26 protein-coding genes and 1 pseudogene are annotated in these 22,975 nt (G+C 75.0%); 17 read left to right on the top strand and 10 right to left on the bottom strand.

Annotated elements, in window-relative coordinates; all coding sequences use genetic code 11:
* The first annotated feature begins 117 nt into the window (after nucleotides 1-117).
* The 5 genes from MUU72_RS16030 to ygfZ are packed head-to-tail and all read left to right on the top strand — an operon-like array spanning nucleotide 118 to nucleotide 4,492.
* Nucleotides 118-1,194, top strand: a complete 1,077-nt coding sequence (locus tag MUU72_RS16030; RefSeq protein WP_248013928.1) for a FecCD family ABC transporter permease — start codon at nucleotides 118-120, stop codon at nucleotides 1,192-1,194.
* A complete protein-coding gene (locus MUU72_RS16025; RefSeq protein ID WP_248013927.1) occupies nucleotides 1,194-1,979 on the top strand; it encodes an ABC transporter ATP-binding protein in 786 nt (261 codons plus the stop codon). The genes MUU72_RS16030 and MUU72_RS16025 overlap by 1 nt, the downstream gene beginning before the upstream one ends.
* Nucleotides 1,976-3,004: an ABC transporter substrate-binding protein gene (locus tag MUU72_RS16020; RefSeq protein ID WP_248013926.1), complete on the top strand. Its 1,029-nt coding sequence runs from the start codon at nucleotides 1,976-1,978 to the stop codon at nucleotides 3,002-3,004. The genes MUU72_RS16025 and MUU72_RS16020 overlap by 4 nt, the downstream gene beginning before the upstream one ends.
* Nucleotides 3,005-3,025: 21 nt before the next feature.
* Complete coding sequence (locus tag MUU72_RS16015; RefSeq protein WP_248013925.1) at nucleotides 3,026-3,481, top strand: Fur family transcriptional regulator; 456 nt, start codon at nucleotides 3,026-3,028, stop codon at nucleotides 3,479-3,481.
* Nucleotides 3,482-3,511: 30 nt separating this feature from the next.
* Nucleotides 3,512-4,492, top strand: coding sequence for a CAF17-like 4Fe-4S cluster assembly/insertion protein YgfZ (gene ygfZ, locus MUU72_RS16010; RefSeq protein ID WP_248013924.1), 981 nt, complete (start codon nucleotides 3,512-3,514; stop codon nucleotides 4,490-4,492).
* Nucleotides 4,493-4,570: 78 nt separating this feature from the next.
* Here ygfZ and dtd read toward each other — a convergent pair whose 3' ends face one another.
* Nucleotides 4,571-4,996, bottom strand: coding sequence for a D-aminoacyl-tRNA deacylase (gene dtd / locus MUU72_RS16005; protein ID WP_248013923.1), 426 nt, complete (start codon nucleotides 4,994-4,996; stop codon nucleotides 4,571-4,573).
* 400 nt (nucleotides 4,997-5,396) lie between these two features.
* On the opposite strand from dtd, the gene MUU72_RS16000 reads away from it, so the two are divergent.
* The 5 genes from MUU72_RS16000 to MUU72_RS15980 all read left to right on the top strand — a co-directional run bounded on the left by MUU72_RS16000 (nucleotide 5,397) and on the right by MUU72_RS15980 (nucleotide 8,939).
* Nucleotides 5,397-5,942 carry an RsiG family protein gene (locus tag MUU72_RS16000; protein WP_248013922.1) on the top strand — a complete coding sequence of 182 codons (546 nt, stop codon included), beginning with the start codon at nucleotides 5,397-5,399 and terminating at the stop codon, nucleotides 5,940-5,942.
* A gap of 52 nt (nucleotides 5,943-5,994) precedes the next feature.
* On the top strand, nucleotides 5,995-7,017 hold the full coding sequence (locus tag MUU72_RS15995; RefSeq protein WP_372503120.1) for an asparaginase: 1,023 nt from the start codon (nucleotides 5,995-5,997) through the stop codon (nucleotides 7,015-7,017).
* Between the two features lie 142 nt (nucleotides 7,018-7,159).
* Nucleotides 7,160-7,591, top strand: coding sequence for an ankyrin repeat domain-containing protein (locus MUU72_RS15990; RefSeq protein WP_248013921.1), 432 nt, complete (start codon nucleotides 7,160-7,162; stop codon nucleotides 7,589-7,591).
* A 176-nt stretch (nucleotides 7,592-7,767) separates the two neighbouring features.
* Nucleotides 7,768-8,337, top strand: a complete 570-nt coding sequence (locus MUU72_RS15985; protein WP_248013920.1) for an NADPH-dependent FMN reductase — start codon at nucleotides 7,768-7,770, stop codon at nucleotides 8,335-8,337.
* 155 nt (nucleotides 8,338-8,492) lie between these two features.
* The gene (locus tag MUU72_RS15980) at nucleotides 8,493-8,939 is read left to right on the top strand and encodes a winged helix-turn-helix transcriptional regulator (protein WP_248013919.1); all 447 of its coding nucleotides are present in this window, start codon (nucleotides 8,493-8,495) and stop codon (nucleotides 8,937-8,939) included.
* On the opposite strand, the pseudogene MUU72_RS15975 reads toward MUU72_RS15980, so the two are convergent.
* Nucleotides 8,890-9,294, bottom strand: a pseudogene (locus MUU72_RS15975) (VOC family protein); the annotation flags it as partial. The gene MUU72_RS15980 and the pseudogene MUU72_RS15975 sit on opposite strands and share 50 nt — an antisense overlap.
* Nucleotides 9,295-9,788: 494 nt before the next feature.
* Here MUU72_RS15975 and MUU72_RS15970 point away from each other — a divergent pair.
* Nucleotides 9,789-10,385, top strand: a complete 597-nt coding sequence (locus tag MUU72_RS15970) for a TetR/AcrR family transcriptional regulator (protein ID WP_248014002.1) — start codon at nucleotides 9,789-9,791, stop codon at nucleotides 10,383-10,385.
* Entirely contained in the window at nucleotides 10,385-10,759 is a 375-nt protein-coding gene (locus MUU72_RS15965) for a VOC family protein (RefSeq protein ID WP_248013918.1), read from the top strand. Before MUU72_RS15970 ends, MUU72_RS15965 begins: the two co-directional genes overlap by 1 nt.
* A gap of 83 nt (nucleotides 10,760-10,842) precedes the next feature.
* Here the strand turns inward: MUU72_RS15965 and MUU72_RS15960 are convergent, their stop codons facing one another.
* The 3 genes from MUU72_RS15960 to MUU72_RS15950 form a co-directional block, all read right to left on the bottom strand.
* Nucleotides 10,843-11,829: an aldo/keto reductase gene (locus MUU72_RS15960; RefSeq protein ID WP_248013917.1), complete on the bottom strand. Its 987-nt coding sequence runs from the start codon at nucleotides 11,827-11,829 to the stop codon at nucleotides 10,843-10,845.
* Nucleotides 11,830-11,989: 160 nt separating this feature from the next.
* A complete protein-coding gene (locus tag MUU72_RS15955; protein WP_248013916.1) occupies nucleotides 11,990-12,322 on the bottom strand; it encodes a winged helix-turn-helix domain-containing protein in 333 nt (110 codons plus the stop codon).
* Nucleotides 12,319-12,738, bottom strand: coding sequence for a hypothetical protein (locus MUU72_RS15950; RefSeq protein ID WP_248013915.1), 420 nt, complete (start codon nucleotides 12,736-12,738; stop codon nucleotides 12,319-12,321). Before MUU72_RS15950 ends, MUU72_RS15955 begins: the two co-directional genes overlap by 4 nt.
* Nucleotides 12,739-13,113: 375 nt before the next feature.
* On the opposite strand from MUU72_RS15950, the gene MUU72_RS15945 reads away from it, so the two are divergent.
* Both MUU72_RS15945 and MUU72_RS15940 read left to right on the top strand, forming a co-directional pair.
* Entirely contained in the window at nucleotides 13,114-14,043 is a 930-nt protein-coding gene (locus MUU72_RS15945) for a putative protein N(5)-glutamine methyltransferase (RefSeq protein ID WP_248013914.1), read from the top strand.
* A 32-nt stretch (nucleotides 14,044-14,075) separates the two neighbouring features.
* On the top strand, nucleotides 14,076-14,954 hold the full coding sequence (locus MUU72_RS15940; RefSeq protein WP_248013913.1) for a maleylpyruvate isomerase N-terminal domain-containing protein: 879 nt from the start codon (nucleotides 14,076-14,078) through the stop codon (nucleotides 14,952-14,954).
* Nucleotides 14,955-14,993: 39 nt separating this feature from the next.
* Here MUU72_RS15940 and thrS read toward each other — a convergent pair whose 3' ends face one another.
* The 3 genes from thrS to MUU72_RS15925 form a co-directional block, all read right to left on the bottom strand.
* The gene (gene thrS, locus MUU72_RS15935; RefSeq protein ID WP_308403826.1) at nucleotides 14,994-16,250 is read right to left on the bottom strand and encodes a threonine--tRNA ligase; all 1,257 of its coding nucleotides are present in this window, start codon (nucleotides 16,248-16,250) and stop codon (nucleotides 14,994-14,996) included.
* Nucleotides 16,251-16,536: 286 nt separating this feature from the next.
* Nucleotides 16,537-17,721 (bottom strand): glutathionylspermidine synthase family protein, encoded by a 1,185-nt coding sequence (locus MUU72_RS15930; protein WP_248013912.1) that lies wholly within the window; start codon nucleotides 17,719-17,721, stop codon nucleotides 16,537-16,539.
* A 5-nt stretch (nucleotides 17,722-17,726) separates the two neighbouring features.
* Nucleotides 17,727-17,999 carry a hypothetical protein gene (locus MUU72_RS15925; protein WP_248014000.1) on the bottom strand — a complete coding sequence of 91 codons (273 nt, stop codon included), beginning with the start codon at nucleotides 17,997-17,999 and terminating at the stop codon, nucleotides 17,727-17,729.
* A gap of 377 nt (nucleotides 18,000-18,376) precedes the next feature.
* Between MUU72_RS15925 and MUU72_RS15920 the strand changes: the two genes are divergently transcribed.
* The 3 genes from MUU72_RS15920 (at nucleotide 18,377) to MUU72_RS15910 (ending at nucleotide 19,993) form a co-directional block, all read left to right on the top strand.
* Nucleotides 18,377-18,832 carry a helix-turn-helix domain-containing protein gene (locus tag MUU72_RS15920; RefSeq protein ID WP_248013911.1) on the top strand — a complete coding sequence of 152 codons (456 nt, stop codon included), beginning with the start codon at nucleotides 18,377-18,379 and terminating at the stop codon, nucleotides 18,830-18,832.
* A 32-nt stretch (nucleotides 18,833-18,864) separates the two neighbouring features.
* Nucleotides 18,865-19,503 carry a hypothetical protein gene (locus MUU72_RS15915; RefSeq protein ID WP_248013910.1) on the top strand — a complete coding sequence of 213 codons (639 nt, stop codon included), beginning with the start codon at nucleotides 18,865-18,867 and terminating at the stop codon, nucleotides 19,501-19,503.
* 145 nt (nucleotides 19,504-19,648) lie between these two features.
* A complete protein-coding gene (locus MUU72_RS15910) occupies nucleotides 19,649-19,993 on the top strand; it encodes a DUF2516 family protein (RefSeq protein WP_248013909.1) in 345 nt (114 codons plus the stop codon).
* A 30-nt stretch (nucleotides 19,994-20,023) separates the two neighbouring features.
* On the opposite strand, the gene MUU72_RS15905 is transcribed toward MUU72_RS15910, so the two are convergent.
* Nucleotides 20,024-21,535, bottom strand: a complete 1,512-nt coding sequence (locus tag MUU72_RS15905; RefSeq protein ID WP_248013908.1) for a PP2C family protein-serine/threonine phosphatase — start codon at nucleotides 21,533-21,535, stop codon at nucleotides 20,024-20,026.
* A gap of 384 nt (nucleotides 21,536-21,919) precedes the next feature.
* Complete coding sequence (locus MUU72_RS15900; RefSeq protein ID WP_248013907.1) at nucleotides 21,920-22,945, bottom strand: C40 family peptidase; 1,026 nt, start codon at nucleotides 22,943-22,945, stop codon at nucleotides 21,920-21,922.
* Nucleotides 22,946-22,975: the final 30 nt, after the last annotated feature.

Here is a 22,975-nt window from a genome sequence, read left to right as displayed (position 1 = left end):
GCGGCGCCGGATCCACACCAACTCGCCGTGGACTGCGAGGGGATGCCGCCGCCGCCCGGCTCCGGGCCGCCGCTCCTTTCCGTACGCACGCGGCCCGAGCCGAAGGCTTCACCACCCTTGGCGCGCACCGCCGACCCCGCCCTCCGCACCGGCCCCCGGACCGCCCGCACGCTCCCCCTGGCCGCCGCCCTCACCACCGTGCTGCTCGCCTCCCTGCTCTGCGGGACCGCGCTCGGCGCCGCCGGCATCGGCTGGCCGCAGGTGCTGCGCCACCTCGGCGCGGGGCTGACCGGCGGCACCCTCCGGCCGGACGAGGCCGCCGCGTACACCATCGTCTGGGAGCTGCGGTTCCCGCGCGCCGTGCTCGCCGCGGTGGTCGGCGCCGGCCTGTCCGCCATCGGCGTCGCCGTCCAGGCGCTGGTCCGCAACGCGCTCGCCGACCCGTTCGTGCTGGGCATCTCCTCCGGCGCGGCGGTCGGCGCCAACGCCGTCCTGCTCTTCGGCGCGCTCGCCTCGCTGGGCGTCTGGGCGCTGTCGGTCTCCGCGTTCGCCTCCGCGCTGCTGGCCATGGCCCTGGTCTACGCCGCCGCCCGCACCGCGCACGGGCTGACGCCGATGCGGCTGGTGCTCACCGGCACCGCGATGTACTACGGCTTCTCCGCGGTCACCACCTTGATGGTGTTCACCGCCGACCGCGGCGAAGCGGCCCGCTCGGCCATGATGTGGCTGCTCGGCAGCCTCGGCGGCGCCGGCTGGGGTTCGGTCCCGATCGCCGCGCTCGCCGTCGCCGCCGCCCTGGTCCACCTGCGGTGCTCGGCCGGCCGGCTGAACGCGCTGGCGATGGGCGACGAGACCGCCGCCGCGCTCGGCGTGGATCCCGGGCGGCTGCGCCGCGAGCTGTTCGTGGTGGCCGCCGCGGCCACCGGCGCGGTGGTCGCGGTCAGCGGCGCGATCGGCTTCGTCGGGCTGATGGTGCCGCACGCCACCCGGATGCTGGTCGGCGCGGACCACCGCCGGGTGCTGACCGTCGCCCCGCTGCTCGGCGCGGTCCTGCTGGTCTGGGTCGATGTGCTCTCCCGGGTGCTGCTGGCGCCCGTGGAACTCCCGGTCGGGGTGGTCACCGCGGTGCTCGGCGTGCCCTGCTTCGTGCTGCTGATGCGGCGGCGCGGCTACACCTTCGGAGGCGGTGCCTGATGCGGCTGGACATCACCGGAGTGTCGGTGGAGGTGGCCGGGCGGCGCCTGGTCCACGACATCACCCTCACCGCGGGCAGCGGGCGCCTCATCGGGCTCGTCGGCCCCAACGGCAGCGGCAAGTCGACCCTGCTGCGCTGCGTCTACCGGGCGCTGCGCCCGGCCGCGGGCGCGGTCCGCCTGGACGGCACCGACCTGCACGCGCTGCCCGCCCGCGAGGCCGCCCGCCGGCTGGCCGCGCTGCCCCAGGAGGGCGGCACCGACTTCGACTTCACCGCCGCCGAGGTCGTCGCGATGGGCCGGCTGCCGCACCAGCGCGGCTCCGGCGCGGCCTCCGCCGCCGACCGGGACGTCTGCGCCCGGGCGCTGGCCCGGGTCGGCGCCGCCCACCTGGCGCGGCGCGGCTTCCTCGGCCTGTCCGGCGGCGAGAAGCAGCGCGTCCTGATCGCCCGCGCGCTCGCCCAGGAACCGCGGGTGCTGGTCCTCGACGAACCCACCAACCACCTCGACATCGCCCAGCAGTTGGAGGTCCTGGCGCTGGTCCGGGACAGCCGCCTGACCGTGCTCGCCGCGCTGCACGACCTGAACCTGGCCGCCGTGCACTGCGATGAGCTGTACGTCCTGTCCGGCGGCCGGATCGCCGCGTCCGGCCCGCCGCACGACGTCCTCACCCCGCCGCTGCTGGCCGAGGTCTTCGGCGTCCGCGCGCACCGCGTACCGCACCCCGAAACCGGCGCCGTCCAGCTGCTGTTCGACCGCCTCCCGCAGACAAGGACCCCCGCATGAGCGCCGCCCGCACCCGCCGCCCCGCCGCCCTGCTCGCCGTCCTCGCACTCGCCCTGGCCGCCACCGGGTGCGGTGCCCGCGTCGCCCAGGACCCCGCCGGTCCCGGCGGCCGCGCCGCCGGCGACCACCCCGTCACCCTCACCAACTGCGGTGTCCCCACCACCTATCCGCGCGCCCCGCGCCGGGTCGTCACCAACGACGTCGGCATCACCGAGATCATGTTCGCGCTGGGCCTGGAGGACCGGATGGCCGGTTACGTCATGCCCGACGACAAGGGCGACCTGAGCAAGGTCCCCTGGCGGGCCGCCTACCGCAAGGTCCCCTGGCTGTCGAGAAAGACCCTCACCCGGGAGATCGCCCTCGACGCCCGCGCCGACCTCGTCTTCGCCGGCTGGAACTACGGCTTCGGCGAGGGCAGCGGCCTCACCCCGGCGTCCCTGAAGAAGGTCGGCATCGACTCCTACGTCCTGACCGAGTCCTGCCACCGCGGCGCCGGCGGCAGCGCCCGCGGCGTGCTGCCGCCGCTGGAGGCCCTCTACACCGACCTGGCGGCCCTCGGGAGGCTCTTCGGCGTCGAGGACCGCGCGCGGGCGCTGATCCGCACGTACCGCGAGCAGGTCGCCGCGGCCGCCGCCGATGCCCCGGCCCACCGCCCCACCGTCTTCCTCTACGACGACGGCCGCGACAAGCCGCTGACCGCCGGCCGCTACGCCGGGCCGCACGACATCATCACCAAGGCCGGCGGCGAGAACGCGATGGCGGACCTCGCGGACTCGTGGACCACCGTCGGCTGGGAGACCGTCGTCGACCGCGACCCGGACGTCATCGTGATCAACGACTACGGCGACACCACGGCCGCGCAGAAGAAGGCGTTCCTGGAGTCGTACCCGCCGCTCGCCGGCGTCTCCGCGATCAAGCACCACCGGATCTACGTCATGGACTACGCCGAACTGGTCGAGAGCCCCCGCAACCCGGGCGCCGTCAGCGACCTCGCCCGCTATCTGCGGGGCGTGCGCACCGGCTGACCGCCCTCCTACACTGGCCGTGTGGTGACCACCGACTGGCAGAGCGACCTCCGCAGGCGCGGATACCGCCTGACCCCGCAGCGGCAACTGGTCCTGGAGGCGGTCGACAGACTCGAACACGCCACCCCGGACGACATCCTCACCGAGGTGCGCAAGACCGCGGGCGGCATCAACATCTCCACCGTCTACCGCACGCTGGAGCTGCTGGAGGAGCTGGGGCTGGTCAGCCACGCCCACCTCGGGCACGGCGCGCCCACCTACCACCTGGCCGACCGCCACCACCACCTCCACCTGGTGTGCCGGGACTGCACCGACGTCATCGAGGCGGACCTGTCGGTCGCCGAGCCGTTCACCGCGACCCTGCGGGAGCGGTTCGGCTTCGACACCGACCTGAAGCACTTCGCGATCTTCGGCCGGTGCGCGGCCTGCACCGAGCGGGCCGCGGCGGGCGGCGGGACCGCCGAGGGGAACGGGTAGCACCCCCGCCGCTGGCCGTAGGCTGGCACCATGCTGCGACATTCATCCGCCAGCCCCCTGCTGTCGCTGCCCGGTGCCGTCCCCGCCGAGGCCCCCGACGAAGGCGTCGCCGCGCACTACGGCGATCTGTTCCGGGAGCAGCGCGCGCTCGCCGACGGCGCCGGCTTCGTGGACCTCTCGCACCGCGGTGTGGTCACCGTCAGCGGCCCCGACCGGCTGAGCTGGCTGCATCTGCTGCTGACCCAGCACGTCAGCGAACTCCCGCCCGGCCGGGCCACCGAGGCGCTGATCCTCTCCGCGCACGGCCACATCGAGCACGCCGTCCAGCTCGTCGACGACGGCACGACGACCTGGATGCACACCGAGCCCGGCAGACAGGAGGCGCTGCTCGCCTACCTGGAGAGCATGACGTTCTTCTACCGGGTCGAGGTCGCCGACCGCACCGGCGAGTTCGCCGTCGTGCACCTGCCGGCCGGCTCGATCACCGAACCGCCCGAGGGCACCGTCGTCCGGGAGACCCCGCACGGCCGCGACCTCTTCCTGCCCCGCGCGGACCTGGAGTCCTTCGCCGCGGCGCACGGCCCGGCGATCGGCGTACTGGCCCTGGAGGCGCTGCGCGTCGAGGCGCACCGCCCGCGGCTGGGCCTGGAGACCGACCACCGCACCATCCCGCACGAGGTCGGCTGGATCGGCGTCGCGGTCCACCTCCAGAAGGGCTGCTACCGCGGCCAGGAGACCGTCGCCCGGGTCCAGAACCTCGGCAAGCCGCCGCGCCGCCTGGTCTTCCTGCACCTGGACGGCAGCGACGTCCACCTCCCCCCGCACGGCACCCCGGTCCGGCTGGCCGCCGACGGCGAGGAGGGCCGCCAGCTCGGCTTCCTCACCACCTCGGCCCGCCACCACGAACTGGGCCCCATCGCCCTGGCCCTGATCAAACGCAACGTCCCCACCGACGCCCCCCTCCTCGCCGGCACCACAGCAGCCTCCCAGGAGGTGGTGGTGGAGCCTTAGGGGACGGGCCTTCGCCGGGCGGGCCTTCGCGGGCGGGCCCGGCGGGGGACGGGCCTTCGCGAGGGCGGGCCCCGGCGCTCAGACCTCCAGCAGGACCGTGAACGGGCCGTCGTTGGTCAGGGAGACCTTCATGTCGGCGCCGAAGCGGCCGGTCGCGACCTGGGCGCCGAGCGCGCGGAGCCGGGCGACCACCTCGTCGACGAGGGGTTCGGCGACGGGGCCGGGGGCGGCGGCGTTCCAGGTGGGGCGGCGGCCCTTGCGGGCGTCACCGTAGAGAGTGAACTGACTGATCACCAGGAGCGGCGCCCCGTTGTCCGAGCAGGACTTCTCGCCCTCCAGGATCCGCACCGACCACAGTTTGCGGGCGAGTTGCGCGGCCTTGGCCGGGGTGTCGTCATGGGTGACGCCGACCAGCACGCACAGCCCTTCCCCGACGATCTCGCCGACCGTCTCGCCCGCCACCTCGACGCGGGCGCCGTTCACTCTCTGCACCACGGCTCGCATACCCGCCATCATGCCGGGCCGCCGCGGCGCCTCGGAGCCGGTACCCCCACAAGGGCCGTTCGAGTGCCATGGCCCTGCACACGGGCCGTGCGGAGTGGCACGATGCGTGCACGCGGTGCGTTTCACGGACACCATGCCCTGGATGCGGCACCGGACGAGGGGACGGAAACGATCCATGACCACACTCGGCGCCGGCCGGACACCCGGCCCCGTGCCAACCGCCCGAACGGCTCCGGCGGGCAGCCCGTCGCCGGCCCGTCCCGCCCCGGCCTCCGGCCGCACCAGACCGCCCGCCCCGGAGTCCCCGCTCGCCCCGGAGGCGCCGCACGCCCTGACGACGACCGCCTCCCCCGCCCCGGCACCGGCCCGCGCCGAGCCGGTTCGCACCAAGGATGACCCCATGCTCCAGGCAGGCCAGGCCCAGCCCGCCCGCCCCCCGCAGCAGCGCGACCGCTTCCGTCCGGCCGGCCCCCCGGAGCTGTCCGGGCTGAGCCTGCCCGAGCTGCGGGTGGTGCGCCGCGACTGCCAGCAGGAGGAGGCCGACCTCAGCTACCTGCGGCGGCTCCTGCAAGGCCGGATCGACATCCTGCGCGCCGAGATCGCCCGCCGCACCGGGCCGCACTCGCCGCTGCTGGACCGGCTGCCGGAGATCCTCACCGACCTGCCGTCCCGCCAGCGCTCGTCCGCCCGGCACGTGACGCTGGGCACCCCGCACAGCGAGGAGTACCGCCGGCTGGCCGACGAGATGCTCGGCGACGTCGAGCTGTCCGACCTCACGGCCCGTACGGACCGGGAGCTGGACGACGCGATGGCCCGGCTGATCCGCTACGAGCGGCAGATCTCGCAGCGCCGCCAGTCCCTCCAGCGCACCACCGACGATTGCAGTGCGGAAATCGCGCGCAGGTACCGTGAAGGTGAAGCGCAAGTAGACGACCTGCTGTCCTGACCGGCCACAAGCCGCCTCCGGGGCCGCGGGTCCCGTCCCCCGGAGGCCGGCCGTGACCTCGACGAAGACCTCGTCCTCACCCACCCCGATACCGAAGCAGCCGTCGTCCGCGGCGGCCGGCCCGGCGGCCGGCGAGCCGTCGCCGGTGCTCGCCGAGGTCGTCCGCTCGGGGTTCGTCGAGGGCCGGCACCGGGGCTCGCTGGTCGTCCTGGCCGCCGACGGCAGCGTGGAGCTGGCCATGGGCGACGTCGCCGCCCCGGTCTTCCCGCGCTCGACCAACAAGCCGATGCAGGCCGCGGCGATCCTGCGGGCCGGCCTGGACCTCTCCGGCGAACGGCTGGCGCTCGCCGCGGCCAGCCACTCCGGCGAACGGTTCCACCTCGACCTGGTCCGGACCATGCTCACCGAGCACGGCCTCGCCCCCGAGCAGCTCCAGACCCCGCCGGACCTGCCGCTGGACCCGGAGGAGGCGGAGCACTACCTCGCCGCCGGCCGGGTCCGCGACCCGCTCACCATGAACTGCTCCGGCAAGCACACCGCGATGCTGGCCGCCTGCGCGCGCAACGGCTGGTCCCTGGAGACGTACCTCGCGGCGGACCACCCGCTCCAGCAGCTGGTCCTGGAGGACGTCCGCACGGCGGGCGGCGAGGAGGTCGCGCACATCGGTACGGACGGCTGCGGCGCGCCCCTGATGTCGCTGTCCCTGACCGGCCTGGCGCGCGCCTACCGCCACTTCGTGCTGGCCGCCCCGGGCACGCCGGAGCGCCGGGTCGCCGATGCGATGCGCGCCCACCCCGAGTACGTCGCGGGCACCCGCCGCCCCGACACCTGGCTGATGCGGGCGCTGCCCGGCACGCTGTCGAAGATGGGCGCCGAGGCGGTGCAGGCGCTGGCGCTGCCGGACGGCCGGGCGCTCGCCTTCAAGATCGACGACGGGGCCACCCGCACCCTCGGCCCGGTCCTGGCCCGGGTCCTGCGCGGTCTCGGCATCGACGACCCGGTCCTCGCGCGGATCGAGGACGTGCCGCTGCACGGCGGCGGCAGCCGGGTGGGGGAGATCCGGGCGGCGTTCTGAGGGCCCCGCGGGCCCGTCCGGCCGGGCGGGCCCGCCGGACTCGCGGACCGGCCGCCACCAGGGCGCGGGCGGTCCGGCAAACCTGCATAAGGTGGCGGTGACCCGCAACACACATCCCGACCACAGCAGGAGGCCGGCGACCATGAGCGACGCGAATTCCCAGCCGCAGGGACCCGAGGCGATCGAGCACGCGCACGACCCCGAGGTGCTCCAGCTCGCGGCCAAGGTGTTCGACCTGGCGCGGCACGGTGACACCGACACCGTCGCCGCCTACGTGGACGCGGGCGTGCCCGCCAACCTCACCAACGACAAGGGCGACTCCCTCGTCATGCTCGCCGCCTACCACGGCCATGCCGCCACCGTGGAGGCGCTGCTCCAGCGCGGCGGCGACGCCGACCGGGCCAACGACCGGGGCCAGACGCCGCTGGCCGGCGCGGTCTTCAAGGGCGCGGACGAGGTGGTCAAGGTCCTGCTGGCGCACGGTGCCGACCCGGCGGCCGGGGCGCCGTCGGCGGTGGAGACGGCCCGGATGTTCCAGAAGACGGAGCTGCTGAAGCTGTTCGGCGCCCAGTGAGCACGGGGCCCGCCCCGGGCCCGTGACGCGCGGCGGCGGGCACCGGGGCGGGCCGTGGCGGCCCGCCCCGCCCCGCTCTCACTTGACCTCAACTTTAGTTGAGGTCCTAGCGTCTGCGGATGTCAGGGATCACCCGTCCCGCCGACTCCACCGCAGCACGCCACGAAGGGGCCCCCATGTCCGCAGAGCGCTACACCCTCGCCGTCCTCGTCGGCAGCACCCGCGAGGGCCGCTTCGCCCCGGTCATCACCGACTGGTTCACCCGGCACGTCGCCGCGTCCCACCCGCACCTCTCCCTCGACGTGATCGACCTGGACACCGTCCGCCCGTACGAACTCCGGCCCGGCAGCGAGGAGTTCCTCGCCTACGCCAAGCGCGTCGAGCAGGCCGACGCGTTCGTCGTGATCACGCCGGAGTACAACCACTCGTTCCCCGCGCCGCTCAAGCACGCGCTGGACCTGCTGCGCGCGGAGTGGCAGGCCAAGCCGGTCGGCTTCGTGTCGTACGGCGGGATCTCCGGCGGCCTGCGCGCGGTGGAGCAACTGCGACTGGTCTTCGCGGAGTTGCACGCCACCACGATCCGCGAGACGGTCAGCTTCGCGCTGCCGGCCGGACCCTTCGACGGCGAGGGCCGGCTGCACGACCCGGAACCGCCGGCCCGGGCCGCCGACGCGCTGCTCCAGCAGCTGACCTGGTGGGCGGTGACCCTGCGCGACGCCCGCCGGGACCGGCCGTACGGCGGCTGACCGGGGCCCGGCCGCCCGCTCTCCCGTCCCGGCCCGGCATGCTCGCCGATCACCGATACTGGGGTCCCGGGGGCGCGGGGCCGCGTGCGGTGCGGCGCGCCCCCCGGCCGCCACCGGGCGGCCGGGACTCCGGGGCAGAGGGGGAGGGAACGCCGATGGGCGGACGCAAGGGCTTCTACACGTGCGGGCTGGACGCCGCCGTGGACGTCATCGGCGGCAAGTGGAAGGTCCTGCTCCTGTGGGCGCTCGCCCAGGGCCCCCAGCGGTTCGGGCAGCTCCGCCGGGAGCTGCCGAAGATCAGCGAGAAGGTGCTCACCCAGCAGCTCCGCGAACTGGAGGCGGACGGGATCGTGCACCGCGAGGTGTACGCCGAGGTGCCGCCGCGGGTGGAGTATTCGCTGACCGGGCGCGGCGCCTCCCTCAACGAGGCCCTGGCTCCGCTGGGCGCCTGGGGCCGTCTGCACATGGCCCATCTGGAGGCCACGTACCCGTGCCGGCATCCGGACGAGGACGGCGCGGCGGCTCCGGCTCCGGCTCCGGCTCCGGCTCCGGCTCCGGAGGACCCTGCTGCACGGCCCAGCCGTTCCCGTCCGGGTCGCTGAAGTAGAGGAACGAGTTCCAGGCGCCGCCGGGTCCGTCGGCCAGCTCGCCGTTCTCCACATGCTGGACCGGCCCGACCGGGACGCCGCGGGCGAGCAGTTCCCCGTGCGCCGCCACCACGTCGGACACCACCAGCTGCACCCCCTGCACCGAGCCGGGCGGCACCGGCAGCACCCCGTCGCCGGTGCCGAGCACGATGGAGCAGCCCGAGCCGGGCGGGGTCAGCTGCACGATGCGGACGCCGCCGCCGAGCCGGATGTCCTGGTCGACGGCGAACCCCACCTGCTCGTTGTAGAACCGCTTGGCGCGGTCCACGTCGGTCACCGGAATCGGCACCAGTTCGAGCTTCCATTCCATGGCGCGCCGCCCTCGGGTCCCGGTCGACTTCCGGTCCGGCGCCCGGTCCGGTGGCCTGGCCCGTCGTCTCCCCCGGTCGCCGGCCCCGGCCGTCGTTCCCGTGGCCTGGGGTCCGCCGCGCCGGGGGCCCTCGGCCGGGCCGGCGGCCGGGCCACGGGTGCGGGCCGTGGTGGGGGCCGCGGGTGCGGGCCGTGGTGACGGGCCCACGGTGTCTGCCGGGCCGTGGTGGCGCCTCTTCCGAAAGTCTAGGGAGGCGGCCCGCGGAGCGCCTCCCGTGCCGGTCCGGCCGCCGGTCGGGACCGGCACGGGAGCCCGTGGGGCCGCGTAACCATTGACGGAGTGAGCACTCACTCCGTACCGTACGGAGCATGACGACTCCGTCACCTCCCCACGGGGACCACGGGAACCACGACAAGCACGAGAACCCCGACCACCACGGGAGCCGCCCCGCCCGGCGCCGGGCGCCCGGTATGAGCGCCGAGCAGCGCCGCGCCATGATCGTCGCCGCCACGCTGCCCCTGGTCGCCGAGCACGGGGCGGCCGTCACCACCAGCCGGATCGCCCGCGCCGCGGGGATCGGCGAGGGCACGATCTTCCGGGTCTTCAAGGACAAGGACGAGCTGCTGGACGCCTGTGTGGCCGAAGCGGTGGGCGTCGACCACGTCCTGCGCGAGATCGCGTCGGTCCCCCTCGACGAACCGCTGGCCGTCCGGCTCACCGAGGCCGCCGAGGCCGTCTGCGCCCATATGGAGCGCATGGGCACCGTCGTGACCAGCCTCCACGCCACCGGGCACCGCCGCGGCCGGGAACAGCCGCCGGACCGGCCGCGGACGGACGGCGAACCGCCGCAGGACGGGCGCACCCGCTCCTTCCTGGCGCTGCGGGACGCCGTGGTGGAGCTGCTCGAACCGGACCGGGCGGCGCTGCGGCTGAGCCCCGAGCGGGTCGCCGCCGCCTTCCTGGGCCTGCTCTTCAGCCGGCTGCCCACCCCGGCCGCCGGCGCGGCCCACGACCCGCTCAGCCCCGAGGAACTGATCTCCGTCCTGCTGCACGGCAGCCTCACCGACCCCGCCGACCCCGGGAGCGCCTGATGCCCGTCACCCTCAACCACACGCTCGTACCGGCCACCGACCACCGTGCGGCGGCCCGCTTCTTCGCCTCGGTGATGGGCCTGGCGGAGCTGCCGCCGGCCGGCCGCGACGGCCACTTCGCCCCGGTGCGGGTCAACGACACGCTCACCCTGGACTTCATGGCCGTCCCCGAGCCGGAGGGCCACCACCTGGCCTTCGACGTCGATCCGGAGACCTTCGGTGCGATCCTCGGCCGCCTCCGGTCGGCGGGGATCCCGTACGGCAACGACCCGCGCCGGCCGGACAACGGCCGCACCGACCACCCGCTGTGCGCCCGCGGGCTGTTCTTCCTCGACCCGGACCGCAATCTGTACGAGGTGATGTCGCCGGCGTGAGACCGGTGGGCGCGGCCGGTGGCGGGGCCGGTGGCGGGGCGCCGCGACCCGGCCGCCGGGCGCCGGCCCGGCCCGCTTCCGTGTCACCTGTTGACGAACGTCAGGCTCACCTCGTCGTAGCGGGTGCCGGCGACCTGGCCGGCCGGGGCCGCGGCGTCGATGGCGGCCAGCTCCTCGGCCGAGAGCGCCACCTCCAGGGCGGCGAGGTTCTCCTCCAGGTACTTCTGGCGGCGGGTGCCGGGGATCGGCACCACATCGTCGCCGCGGTGCTGCACCCAGGCCAGCGCCAGCTGGCCGGTCGTGACCCCCTTGGCCGCGGCGAGTTCGTCGAGCTCGGCCACGATGGCGAGGTTGCGCTCCAGATTGCCGTCGGCGAAACGCGGCTGGGTGCGGCGCACATCGGTCTCCGCCAGGCCCTCGACGGAGGTGTACCGGCCGGTCAGGAAGCCGCGGCCGAGCGGGGAGAACGGCACCAGGCCGATGCCCAGTTCCCGGCAGACCGGGGCGACCTCCTGCTCCGGATCGCGGGTCCACAGCGACCACTCGCTCTGTAGCGCGGCGATCGGGTGGACCGCGTGGGCCCGCCGGATGGTCTCCGCGCCGGCCTCGGAGAGGCCGAGGTGGCGGACCTTGCCCGCGGCGACCAGTTCAGCCATCGCGCCGACGGTCTCCTCGATCGGTACGTCGGGGTCGACCCGGTGCTGGTAGTAGAGGTCGATGTGGTCGACGCCGAGGCGGCGCAGCGAGGCGTCGCACGCCTGGCGGACGTAGGCGGCGTCGCCGCGGATCCGCGTCGGCTCGCCGAGGCGGTTGGCGAAGCCGAACTTGGTGGCCAGCACGACCTCGTCGCGCCGCCCGGCGATGGCCCGGCCGATCAGCTCCTCGTTGTGGCCCGCCCCGTAGAAGTCGGCGGTGTCCAGCAGGGTGACGCCGAGGTCGAGCGCGCGGTGGAGGGTGGCGATCGACCGGTCGTCGTCCGAGGCGCCGTAACCGTGGCTCATCCCCATGCAGCCGAGCCCCTGCGCGGACACCGCGAGCCCCCCGAGGTGGCGGGTGGGAATCTGCGTCATGCTGCTACCTCCTGGCACGTGCTCCGGATGAACGGGCCGGGGAGGGGCCGCCGGGCTGCCGGCCGGGCCCTTCTCCCCTCGACCCGTGCACGACGGTAGGAGTTGGAGCGCTCTCCAAGTCAACCGGCGCCACCGGCGGCACCCCGTCCCCGCCCCGGTGTCAGCCGGGGCCGCCCGCTATGGCGCGCAGGGCCCGGCAGTGGGCGGCGAACACCTCCCGCCCGTGCGGGGTGAGGGAGAGCCAGGTGCGCGGGCGCTTGCCGACGTACCCCTTGGTGACCGCGACATAGCCGGCCTTCTCCAGGGTGGCGGCCTGCCGGGACAGGACCGAGTCGCTGACCTCGACGGTGTCGCGGACGAAGGCGAACTCCGCCTTGTCCGCGGCCGCCAGGGCCGCCACGATGGAGAAGCGGACCGGGGCGTGGATGACCTCGTCCAGTCCGTGGCGCGGATGGCTCCCGGACCCTGCGGCGGTCTCCTGTGCTTCCGTCACCGCCTGGCCTCCAGAAAGCCGCCTATCAGCCCGGGCAGGGCCACCGCCACGGCTCCCGCCACCCACCAGGCGGCGACACCGGGGAAGAAGATGAGCCCGAGGCTGAGCACCACCCCGTAGAGCACCCCCCAGCTGGCGACCAGGACGGCGTGCCACCGGCCGAAACCCCGCCGGGCGACGCGCTGCCGGGCCGCGTAGAGCGAGAGCCCGGCGATCACGGCGGCCCAGAACGTGCCGCCGAACGCCGTCCCCCACGGCGCCTTCACCAGCCCGATGGCGAGCACCATCAGTCCGGCGGCGACGCCGAAGACGAGCTGATACCACACGTACCACCGGGTGCTCTTGCGCACCGTGATCCCCAGCTCTTCGGCGCGGGTCAGCGCCGCCGCCGCGTCGCCGGCCGCGAACTCCCCCATGACATCCCCCTCTCGTTGCGTGCCGTCAGGCGCCCTCGCGCAGATCGCGCGGCACCGCACGGCATCGCTCACGCTTTCGACACCCACCATGCTGACAAGAACTTTCCGAACTGACAAGTACTTTCCGGCCATTGGGCGGAGCGGCCGCGCCATGACCGGGTCCGGCGGGTCGGGTACTGTTGCCCCGGCCACCGGCGCGCACCGCCGCACCGGTACGCAGGCCGTCCGTGCAGTCCGCGCCCGTAGGAGGTGAGACCGATTCCCCGCCAGTCCAGGCAGGTGCTCCCGTCTCCCGTCCGGGCGTCCACCGGATCCAGGTGACCGTCCGACATCCGTGACCGGGGAGCGCCGTCGGCGCCCCGAAAGGTTCACCCCATGTCGTCGTCCCTCTCTGCGCGTTCCGCGCGCACCGCACCCTCCCCGCACGCCCCCGTCCCGGGCCCCGGTACGTCCGCCGTCGTCGCCAGGCTCCGCGCCGCCGGGTGCGTCTTCGCCGAGGACGAGGCCGCCCTGCTCCTCGCCACCGCCCGCACCCCCGGCGACCTCGCCGCCATGGTGGAGCGCCGGGTGGCCGGCCAACCCCTGGAACACGTCCTGGGCTGGGCCGAGTTCGGGGGTCTGCGGGTCGCCGTGGACCCGGGGGTGTTCGTGCCCCGGCGGCGTACCGAGTTCCTGCTCGGCGAGGCCGTCGCCCTCGGCCGCCGGGCCGCCGAACGGGCCGGACAGGCCGGACCGGACGGACCGGACGGACCGGCCCGGCGGCCCGTCGTGGTGGTCGATCTGTGCTGCGGTTCCGGGGCCGTGGGGGCCGCGCTCGCCGGTGCGCTCGCGGGGGCGCCGGGCGGTGTCGAGCTGCACGCCGCCGATATCGAACCGGCCGCGGTCCGCTGCGCCCGCCGCAATGTGGCCGCGGCCGGCGGGCGGGTCCACGAGGGCGACCTGTTCGCGCCGCTGCCCGTCCGCCTCCGGGGCCGCATCGACGTGCTGACGGCCAACGTGCCCTACGTCCCCACCGAGGAGGTGGGCCTGCTGCCCCCGGAGGCCCGGGAGTTCGAACCGCTGGTGGCGCTCGACGGCGGGGCGGACGGGCTCGACGTGCTGCGCCGGGTGGCGGCGGCGGCCCCGCGGTGGCTGGCGCCCGGCGGCCACCTGCTGGTCGAGACCGGCGAACGCCAGGCCGCGCGGGCCGTCGAGACGTTCCGGCACAGCGGTCTGCGGCCCCGGGTGGCCACCTGCGGCGAACGGTCCGCGACCGTCGTGATCGGGACCCGGCCGCCCGCCCCGGCACGGCCCGAAAGCCGCTGAGCATTGTCCGTGGCGCGCCGTACCGTTGGGACATGGCTTCGTTGAGCTACGAACGTCACTGTGCCGAAATCGTCGCCCAGACCGCCCTGTTGCGGACCCGCATCGAGGGTGCGGACGTCTCGGTGCCGGTGCCCACCTGCCCCGGCTGGTCCCTCGCCCGGCTGGTGCGCCACCTCGGGGAGGCGCACCGCACGGCCGAGGCGGCCGTCCGGAACGGGGCGCCCGACCCGGCCGGCGGCCCCCCGGCCGCCGGCGCCCCCGGCTACGACCACGCGGACGCCGCCACGCTCGGCGCCTGGCTGACCGAGGGCGCCGGCCGGCTGGCCGAGACGCTGCGCGCCGCCGGCCCGGACGCCGTGGCGGGGGCGGCTCCGGAGGGGACGGCCCCGGTCGGGACGGCCGCCTTCTGGGCGCGGCGGATGGCGCACGAGACGGTGGTCCACCGCGCGGACGCCACCTTCGCGACCGCGCAGGCCCCGGGCGGGACGGCCGCGGCCGAGCGCCCGTTCGCCGTCGTGGAGGACGTCGCGGTGGACGCCCTCGACGAGTGGCTGACCTTCGCCACGCGGCCCGAGGTGGTGGCGCGCCTACCGCGGCCGGCCGACGTCCTCGGCCCCGGCCGCACCCTGCGCCTCCAGGCCGACGACGGCACCCCGGAGGCCGCGCCGGACTGGCTGGTGGTCCTGGCGCCCGACGGCGTCACCTGGCAGCGGCCGCCCGCCCCCGCCGGGCCCGCCACCACCACCGTCCGCGGCCCGCTGAGCGAACTCCTGCTGCTGGTCTACGGCCGGCTGCCGCTGCTGGGCGCCGCCCCCGGCCCGGTGGGCGGCACCGGCGCGGTCGTCGTCCACGGGGAGATACCCCCGCTGCACGCCTGGCTGGCGGCCGCCGGCCGCTGGCACCGGGAGTGAGGCCCGCCGCCCGGTACGGCCGCGCCGGGCCCCGCCGTCCTAGGAGTGCGCACCCTCCGGCCACAGTTCCCGCCCCCGGCCGGCCACCACCGCGGCGATACGGGCCAGCGCCTCGCCGGCCGGCAGCGGCGGCAGCCGGCGGCCGTCCCGGAGGCGGAGCGCGAGGTGCCCGGCGGACGCCTCGCGGGGGCCGATGACGGCCTGGTAGGGGACGCGGCGGGCGTCGTGGATCCGGGCGCCGAGGCTGCCCAGGGCCGGGTCGGCGAGTTCGGCCCGCAGCCCGCGGTCGCGGCAGCGCCGTACGAGGTCCTCGGCCGGCGCCAGTTCGCCCGGGGAGACCGGCAGGACCGCGAGCTGGACGGGGGCGAGCCAGGCCGGGAAGGCGCCGCCGTGCTCCTCGATGAGGTGGGCGACGACCCTCTCCAGGCTGCCGAGGACGGCCCGGTGGACCATCACGGGCCGGTGCCGGGCGCCGTCCGCGCCGGTGTAGGACAGGTCGAAGCGGCGCGGCTGGTAGAGGTCGACCTGGAGGGTGGACAGGGTGGCCTCGCGGCCGGCCCGGTCGGCGATCTGCACGTCGATCTTCGGCCCGTAGAAGGCGGCCTCCCCCTCCGCGGCCTCGTAGGCCACGCCCGCGCCGTCCAGCACGTCGGTGAGCAGGGCCGCCGCGCGCCGCCACATCGCCGGGTCGTCGACGTACTTGCCGCCGTCCCCGGGGAGCGAGAGCCGGTAGCGGGCGGGCCGGATGCCGAGGTCGGCGTAGGTGCGGCGGATCAGCTCCAGGGCCGCGCGGGCCTCGTCGGCGACCTGGTCGAGGGTGCAGAAGATGTGCGCATCGTTGAGCTGGATGGCCCGTACGCGGGTGAGGCCGCCGAGCACTCCGGAGAGTTCGGCGCGGAACATCCCGCCCAGTTCGGCCAGGCGCAGCGGGAGTTCGCGGTAGCTGTGCGCCCGGGAGCGGTAGATCAGGGCGTGGTGCGGGCACAGGCTGGGGCGCAGGACGACCTGTTCGCCGCCGAGGTCCATGGGCGGGAACATGTCCTCGCGGTAGTGGTCCCAGTGGCCGGACAGCTCGTACAGCGCGCGTTTGCCGAGGACCGGCGAGTGGACGTGCCGGTAGCCGGCGCGGGCCTCGGCGTCGCGGATGTACTCCTCCAGGACGTGCCGTACGGCCGCGCCGTCCGGCAGCCAGTAGGGCAGCCCGGCGCCCATCAGCGGGTCGGTGTCGAACAGGTCCAGCTCGCGGCCGAGCCGGCGGTGGTCGGGGGCGGGAGCGGGGGCGGGTACGGGGTTCACGGTGGTCTCCTCGCGGTGGCGCGGGCCGCCTCTCGTGGAGTGCGGGCCGCGGTTCGGCCCGGCGAGGCGGGTGACCACACGGCGAAAGCCCCGGGGCACTCGCCCCGGGGCTTTCGGATGACGTCAGGTGTCAGCGCGCCGGGACGGGGTCCGGCGTCGTCGTGGACAGATCAGCGCGCTGCATGCGGGAGACGGTAGCACCGGCCCGGCGGATCCCACCACCGGTTTTCCGTCCGCGGCCGGACCGGCCCAGCGGGACAGCGGAAACCCCTGCTCTGACGGCACGTCACTCGATCACGTGGGGCAGGAACCGCGCGTACTCGTCCGTGATCAGCCCCGTCGACTCCCGGATGCCGAGCCCGGCCGCCTCGTCCTCCACGACCCAGGTGCCGAGCACCACGCGGTTGCCGTCGAAGTCGGGCAGCGGCGCCAACTCCTGGTAGCAGCACGCCTCCTCGCGCCGTACGGCGGCGGAGCCCGCCGGGTGGACGGTGACCCCTTCGCCCTCTCTGCCCAGCAGCGGCTTGGCGACGTAACCGGGGCCGGCGGCCAGCTCGCGGGGGCCGTCCAGGTAGGCGGGCAGGAGGTTGGGGTGGCCGGGGTAGAGCTCCCAGAGGACGGCCAGCAGCGCCTTGTTGGACAGCAGCATCTTCCAGGCGGGCTCGATCCACAGGGTGGTGCCGCTGGAGCCGCCGTTGTCGAGGGTGTCCAGGACGTGCGGGCCGAACGCGTCGGTGGCCAGCCACTCCCAGGGGTAGAGCTTGAAGCAGGCCCGGATGAAACGCAGCCGCTGGTCGACGAAGCGGCCGGAGAGCCGGTCCCAGCCGATCTCCTCCATGCTGATCGCCTCGGTCGCCAGGCCCGCCTGTTCGGCCGTCTCGCGCAGGTAGGCGACGGTCATCAGGTCCTCGCCGAGCTCGTCGGCGGCGGAGTGCGCGAAGTGCAGCGGGGCGCCGGGCGGCAGCAGCCCGGCCTGGCGCTTCCAGGCGGCCACCAGCCGTTCGTGCAGCGAGTTCCACTGGTCGGCACCGGGGAACCGCTCCTCCATCCAGAACCACTGGGGGCTGGCGGCCTCCACCAGGGAGGTGGGGGTGTCGGCGTTGTACTCCAGCAGCTTGGCCGGTCCGGTGCCGTCGTAGCGCAGGTCGAACCGCCCGTAGAGGGAGGGGAGTTCGGCGCGCCGGTGCCAGGCTTCGGTGACCCGGGCGGCCAGCCGCGGGTCGGTCAGGCCGAGGTCGGCGAACCGGTCGCGGGTGACGATGTGCCCGGCGGCGGCCAGGCACATGGCGTGCAGCTCCTCGACGGTCTCCTCCAGGGCGTCGATCTCGGGGGCCGTGAAGGAGTAGTAGGCGCTCTCGTCCCAGTAGGGGCGCAGGGAGTCGTCGGGGTAGCGGGTCAGCGGGTAGATCAGGCCCTGGGCCTCGACGGTGGCCTGCCAGCCGGGGCGGGGTTCGAGGGTGTGGCGGCGCACCGGCGTCAGCCGCCGGACGTGCCGTGGCCGGAGCAGCCGAAACCGCCGCGGTCCACCGCCTGGTTCCTGCTGAACGTGCCGCCCTCGGCGTAGCGCCCGGAGACCTTGGCGCCGTAGTACCAGCGGCCGGACGCGGTGCTGCCGGTGGTGGTGGTCCCCGAGCACCGGGCGGCGCTGAGGACGCGGTACCCCAGGAGGCTGTCGTAGCTCTTCGGGTCCACGCAGCGCTTGTCCGGCTCCGCCCCGCAGGAGGTGAGGGCGGCGGCGAGCGCCCCCATCGAACCGAGGATCACGGTGCTGGAGCGCAGCCGCCGCCGCACCGGTTCCCCTTCCGTCTTCCGAGCCACAGTTGGCCACCCCCGTATGTCCGAAAATGCTCTGTCGGTACGCGAACAACGTCTGCTCACCCTAGGGGCCCTGGCCCGCGGGGTACACGGGTGGGGGCCGACCTGACCGGCGGACCGGGGCTCCCGGGCCCGCTCAGCCGGTGTGCAGGACCCGGAAGCGCCCGGGCCGGGCCGGGTCCCGGTCGGCGACAGGCCGAGGGCGTCGGCCCGCAGCGCGGCGGCGCGGGCGGCAGGGCGCCGTGGCCGAGATACGCCACTCCAGCTAGCACTTGCTTGCAATAGTTAGCACTACCGTGCAGTATCGAGGCATGGCATCTCTCAACGTCGGCAATCTCGGCGAGTTCCTGCGGGAGCAGCGGCGCACCGCGCAGCTGAGCCTGCGGCAGCTGGCGGATGCCGCAGGGGTGTCCAACCCGTACCTCAGCCAGATCGAGCGCGGGCTGCGCAAGCCGAGCGCGGAGATCCTCCAGCAGCTGGCCAAGGCGCTGCGGATATCCGCCGAGACCCTCTACGTCCAGGCCGGGATCCTCGACGAGCGGCGCGGCCCGGACGCGGTCGGCGTCCACTCGGCGATACTCACCGACCCGTCGCTGAACGAGCGGCAGAAGCAGGTGCTGCTCCAGATCTACGAGTCCTTCCGCAAGGAGAACGGACTCGGCGGCGACGGCCCGGACGGCGCCGCCGCCCGGCGGCCCGCCGGCGGGTCCGGGGACGGGGAGCACCCCCATGAGGCAGAGGCCGACGGCGGCCCGCACGCCACCTGAGCAACCACGAACGTTCCAGGAGGAACCACGGCATGGCCATCACCGATGACGTCCGCAAGGCGCTGACCGACCCGACCCCGCTGTACGCCCTGGCCGGTACCGCCGACCTGGCCGCCGAGAAGCTGGGCGAGGTGCCGCAGCTGGTCGAGCGGATCCGCACCGAGGCGCCCAAGGCCCTGGAGTCGGTCCGCACCGACCCCAAGGACCTCCAGGCCCTGGTCACCAAGCAGGCCAAGGAGGCCCAGGAGAAGCTCGCCGAGCTGCTGGGCTCGCTGGACGGGGACCTGAAGAAGTTCCGCGACCAGGCGCAGGAGCTGGCGCTGCGCGGCGTCGGCCGGGCGGCCGAGGTCGCCGTGCAGGCCCGGGAGACCTACGACGGGCTGGCCGAGCGCGGCCGCGGCGCGGTGCAGAACTGGCGGGGCGGCGCCGCCGAGCAGGTCGAGGAGCTGGCGGTGGCGATCGAGCCGGAGCCGGAGCCGAAGTCCGCGCCGGCCGGCGGCGCGGAGACCGGCGGCCGCGCCAGGACGGTGCCGGCCAACGGGACCCGCCCCGAGGCCCAGGCCACCGCGTCGACCCAGCCGAAGAGCTCCGGGGCGAAGAAGCCGGCCGCGCCGCGCAAGCCCGCCGCGGACCAGGCGAAGAAGAGCACCCCGCCGTCGTCCTCGAAGTGAGCCGCCGGTGAGCGGATCTCCGCACGGGCCGGGCACGGGTGACGTGTCCGGCCCGTTGTCCGGGTACGGTGGGCCGCGAGAGGCCGCACAGACCGAGATGACAGACCGAGTTTCCTGGCCGAACGGCTAACGGGTGGTGGACGGCGTGCTGATTTACGGGTTCCAGAGCATTCTGAGCTGGGTGCAGCTCGCCCTCGGCGTGTATGCCGCCGTGATGCTGATCGACGCGGCCACCCGCCGCGAGGACGCCTACCGCGCGGCGGACAAGCAGAACAAGGCAATGTGGCTGATCTTCCTCGGTGCCGCCACGGCCCTGCTCTTCCTGCTGCCGATGCTCTCGTTCCTGCCGATCATCGGCGTGATCGCGGTGATCGTCTACACCGTCGACGTCCGCCCGGCGCTGCGCGCGGTGGCCGGCGGCGGACGCGGCCCGTACCGCCGCGGCTCCAGCTCCGACGGCCCGTACGGCCCGTACAACGGCGGCCGCTGAGCCCGCCCGGGCCGCCCGGGCCGCCCGGTCCTAGCGGCGGTCCAGCAGCAGGACCGCCACGTCGTCGGTCAGCTCCCCGCCGTTGAGGGCGCGGACCTCGCGCACCGACGCCTCCAGCAGTTCCTCACCGCGCAGGCCGTCCGCCATCTGGCGGCTGACCAGCGCGGTCATGCCGTCCTGGCCCAGTCGGCGGGTGCCCTCGCCGATCCGGCCCTCGATCAGACCGTCGGTGTACATCAGCAGGCTCCAGGCGGTGCCCAGCTCGACCTGGCGGCGCGGCCAGCGGGCGTCCGGCAGCAGGCCGAGCGCCGGGCCGCCGAACTCGTACGGCAGCAGTTCCGGCCGCTCCCCGGCGCGGGCCAGCAGCGGCGCGGGGTGACCGGCCAGGCACACCCCGGCGCGGTGACCGTCCTCGGAGATGTCGACGGTGCACAGCGTCGCGAAGATCTCGTCGTCGGCGCGCTCGTGCTCCAGCACCTTCTGGAGAGTGGCCAGCAGCTCGTCGCCGTAGAGCCCGGCGAAGGTCAACGCCCGCCAGGCGATGCGGAGTTCGACGCCGAGGGCGGCCTCGTCGGGGCCGTGCCCGCAGACGTCGCCGATCATCGCGTGGACGGTGCCGTCCGGGGTGCGGACGGTGTCGTAGAAGTCGCCGCCCAGCAGGGCGCGGCTGCGGCCGGGGCGGTAGCAGGCCGCGAAGCGGAGTTCCGAACCGTCGAGCAGCGGGGTGGGCAGCAGGCCGCGCTCCAGGCGGGCGTTCTCCTGGGCGCGCAGCCGGGACTCGGTGAGCTGGCGCTGGGCGAGGTCGGCGCGCTTGCGTTCCACCGCGTAGCGCACCGCGCGGCTGAGCACCTTGCCGTCCAGCTCGTCGCGGAAGAGGTAGTCCTGGGCGCCGACCCGCACCGCGTCGGCGGCCCGCTCGGCGTCCGTCTCGCAGGTCAGTACGAGCACGGCCTGGCCGGGGGCCATCCGCAGCACGGCCCGCAGGGCGGCCAGCTCGTCGCCGGGGGCGGCCGCGCGGCCCTCGCGGGCGGCCGGCTCGGCGGGCGTGAGGTCGAGCAGGATGCAGTCGACGTCATGGGTGAGCAGCCGCTCGGCCTCGGTGAGGTTGCGGGCGGTGCGCACCCGGACCTTGCGGCCGGCCCAGTCCCACATCTCCGGGACGTGGCTGTTGGGGTCCTCGCCGATCAGGAGGAGGGTCAGGCCCTGGGCGGGCGGTTCGGGGGCCGGCTCGGGCGCGTCGGCGGGCCCGGGGGCACCCGCCGCCGCGGAGGCCGCGGGGCCGGCGCCGTCGGGCGCCGGGCGGGCGGCGGTGCGGTCGGCCGGCCGCCGCGGGCCGGCGGGCGGCTGCGGGTGCCGGGCCTCCGGGAGGTCCCGGGGCAGCGGCGCGGGCCCGCCGGGCGGGGCGGTGGCCGTCCCGGGGCAGCCCCCGTGCGCCGGCGTGCCGGCGGCGGCCGCGCGGGCGGTTTCCGCGCAGCCGTGGTCCACCGGTCCTGCCTGGTGCGGCAGCACGGCCGTCCGCGGGTGCGGTACGGGTACGGGCATGGGTCTGCTTCCTTCCCTCCCCCCCGAGGGGTGCGGCGGGTGCCGACCGGCACACCGCCGTGCCCGGCGCGACCTCCGCTCGTCGGTCGGTCGATCGGGGCGGTTCCGGGCATCCGAAGGGCGACGATAGCGCCACCACCGCGGGGCGCGGAATGACCTTCGGCACGCGGCCTTCGTCATATGCCGGGGTGGGAACGCCATTTCACCTGGGGCGTCCCGGAACGGGAATGACGAACATCACCCCGGACAGCCGCATTCCGCTACCGGCACGTCACGGAAAGGCACCTTTTCGCGGTGCCGATTTCCGGCCGCCACGGGGCGCCGGGCAGCTGCGGAATATGTCCGGAACCACTCCCCGGTACGCGGCGGCCGCGCGCGTACCGGTCAGCCGGAATTCTCCCCGTCCGGGCGGACCACGCCGAGGATCGGCATCGTGCCGGCGCCGGTGACCGTCACCTGCCGGCCGGGCCGCGGCGCGTGCACGATCGCGCCGTCGCCGAGGTACATCCCGACATGGCTGGCGTCGGAGAAATAGATGATGAGGTCGCCGGGGCGGAGGTCCTTGAGCGCCACCCGGGGCAGCTGCCGCCACTGCTCCTGCGAGGTCCGCGGAATGGTCCGGCCGGCCGCCTGCCAGGCCCGCAGGGTCAGCCCGGAGCAGTCGAAGGTGTCCGGGCCGGTCGCGCCCCAGACGTAATCCTTGCCGATCTGTGAAGTGGCGTACGAAATCGCCTTCTTGCCCTGCTCGGAGGCTTTGCCGGTGATCTCCTTCAGGACGCCGGAATCCAGCCATTTCTGCTGGGCCAGGAGTGCCTGGTCCTCCTCCAGTTTCCGCAGCCGGTCCTTTTCCTTGGCCGCCAGCCGGGATTCCAGCTCTTTCGCCGCGTCGATCTTGTCGTTGATCTCTTTCCGCGCGGCGTCCTTCTTCTTGCGGTTGGCCTCCAGCTCCTCCCAGCGGTGGCTGGCGTCCTGTGCGTACCCCTCCAAGTCCGTTTTCAGCTGCGTGAGTTGACCGATCACGCCCTTGACGGCCTGCTGGCCCTTGCGGACCAGATCGGCGTTGGCGAGAAAGGACTCCGGATCCTTGCTGAGCGCCAGCTGCGCCCCGGGCGGGATGCCGCCGGCGCGGTACTGGGCGCTGGCCAGCGCCCCGGCCCGGCGCTTGAGGGCGGCCAGCCGGCGCTGCTCCCCGTCGATGGTGCGGGCCAGCTCGACGATCTTCTTCTGCTGGAGCTGGACCTGCTCCTCGGCGGCGTTGTACTCGTCGGTGGCCCGCTCCGCGGTGCGGTAGAGGCCCTCGATCTCCTTGCGCACCTCCTCCAGCGGCCGCGCCCCGCCACCGGGCGGCGGGGCCGGCGCGCGCTGCGCCGCCGTCGCCGGGCCGGCCAGCAGCCCGGTCGCGCACAGCACGACCGCGGTGCAGACCGCCAGTCTGCCGCC

It is taken from the genome of Streptomyces rhizoryzae (assembly GCF_023155275.1).
Classification (GTDB): Bacteria; Actinomycetota; Actinomycetes; order Streptomycetales; family Streptomycetaceae; genus Streptomyces; species Streptomyces rhizoryzae.
Note: the sequence above shows the minus strand (reverse complement) of the source record. Positions and strands in the feature narration are given on the sequence as shown.

Bases quoted from the DNA above. Each gene is read 5' to 3' on its own strand.
- MUU72_RS16025 (WP_248013927.1), top strand. From the start codon at position 1,194: ATGCGGCTGGACATCACCGGAGTGTCGGTGGAGGTGGCCGGGCGGCGC.
- MUU72_RS16020 (WP_248013926.1), top strand. From the start codon at position 1,976: ATGAGCGCCGCCCGCACCCGCCGCCCCGCCGCCCTGCTCGCCGTCCTC.
- ygfZ (WP_248013924.1), top strand. From the start codon at position 3,512: ATGCTGCGACATTCATCCGCCAGCCCCCTGCTGTCGCTGCCCGGTGCC.
- dtd (WP_248013923.1), bottom strand. From the start codon at position 4,996: ATGCGAGCCGTGGTGCAGAGAGTGAACGGCGCCCGCGTCGAGGTGGCG.
- MUU72_RS16000 (WP_248013922.1), top strand. From the start codon at position 5,397: ATGCTCCAGGCAGGCCAGGCCCAGCCCGCCCGCCCCCCGCAGCAGCGC.
- MUU72_RS15990 (WP_248013921.1), top strand. From the start codon at position 7,160: ATGAGCGACGCGAATTCCCAGCCGCAGGGACCCGAGGCGATCGAGCAC.
- MUU72_RS15985 (WP_248013920.1), top strand. From the start codon at position 7,768: ATGTCCGCAGAGCGCTACACCCTCGCCGTCCTCGTCGGCAGCACCCGC.
- MUU72_RS15980 (WP_248013919.1), top strand. From the start codon at position 8,493: ATGGGCGGACGCAAGGGCTTCTACACGTGCGGGCTGGACGCCGCCGTG.
- MUU72_RS15970 (WP_248014002.1), top strand. From the start codon at position 9,789: ATGATCGTCGCCGCCACGCTGCCCCTGGTCGCCGAGCACGGGGCGGCC.
- MUU72_RS15965 (WP_248013918.1), top strand. From the start codon at position 10,385: ATGCCCGTCACCCTCAACCACACGCTCGTACCGGCCACCGACCACCGT.
- MUU72_RS15960 (WP_248013917.1), bottom strand. From the start codon at position 11,829: ATGACGCAGATTCCCACCCGCCACCTCGGGGGGCTCGCGGTGTCCGCG.
- MUU72_RS15950 (WP_248013915.1), bottom strand. From the start codon at position 12,738: ATGGGGGAGTTCGCGGCCGGCGACGCGGCGGCGGCGCTGACCCGCGCC.
- MUU72_RS15945 (WP_248013914.1), top strand. From the start codon at position 13,114: ATGTCGTCGTCCCTCTCTGCGCGTTCCGCGCGCACCGCACCCTCCCCG.
- MUU72_RS15940 (WP_248013913.1), top strand. From the start codon at position 14,076: ATGGCTTCGTTGAGCTACGAACGTCACTGTGCCGAAATCGTCGCCCAG.
- MUU72_RS15925 (WP_248014000.1), bottom strand. From the start codon at position 17,999: ATGGGGGCGCTCGCCGCCGCCCTCACCTCCTGCGGGGCGGAGCCGGAC.
- MUU72_RS15920 (WP_248013911.1), top strand. From the start codon at position 18,377: ATGGCATCTCTCAACGTCGGCAATCTCGGCGAGTTCCTGCGGGAGCAG.
- MUU72_RS15915 (WP_248013910.1), top strand. From the start codon at position 18,865: ATGGCCATCACCGATGACGTCCGCAAGGCGCTGACCGACCCGACCCCG.
- MUU72_RS15905 (WP_248013908.1), bottom strand. From the start codon at position 21,535: ATGCCCGTACCCGTACCGCACCCGCGGACGGCCGTGCTGCCGCACCAG.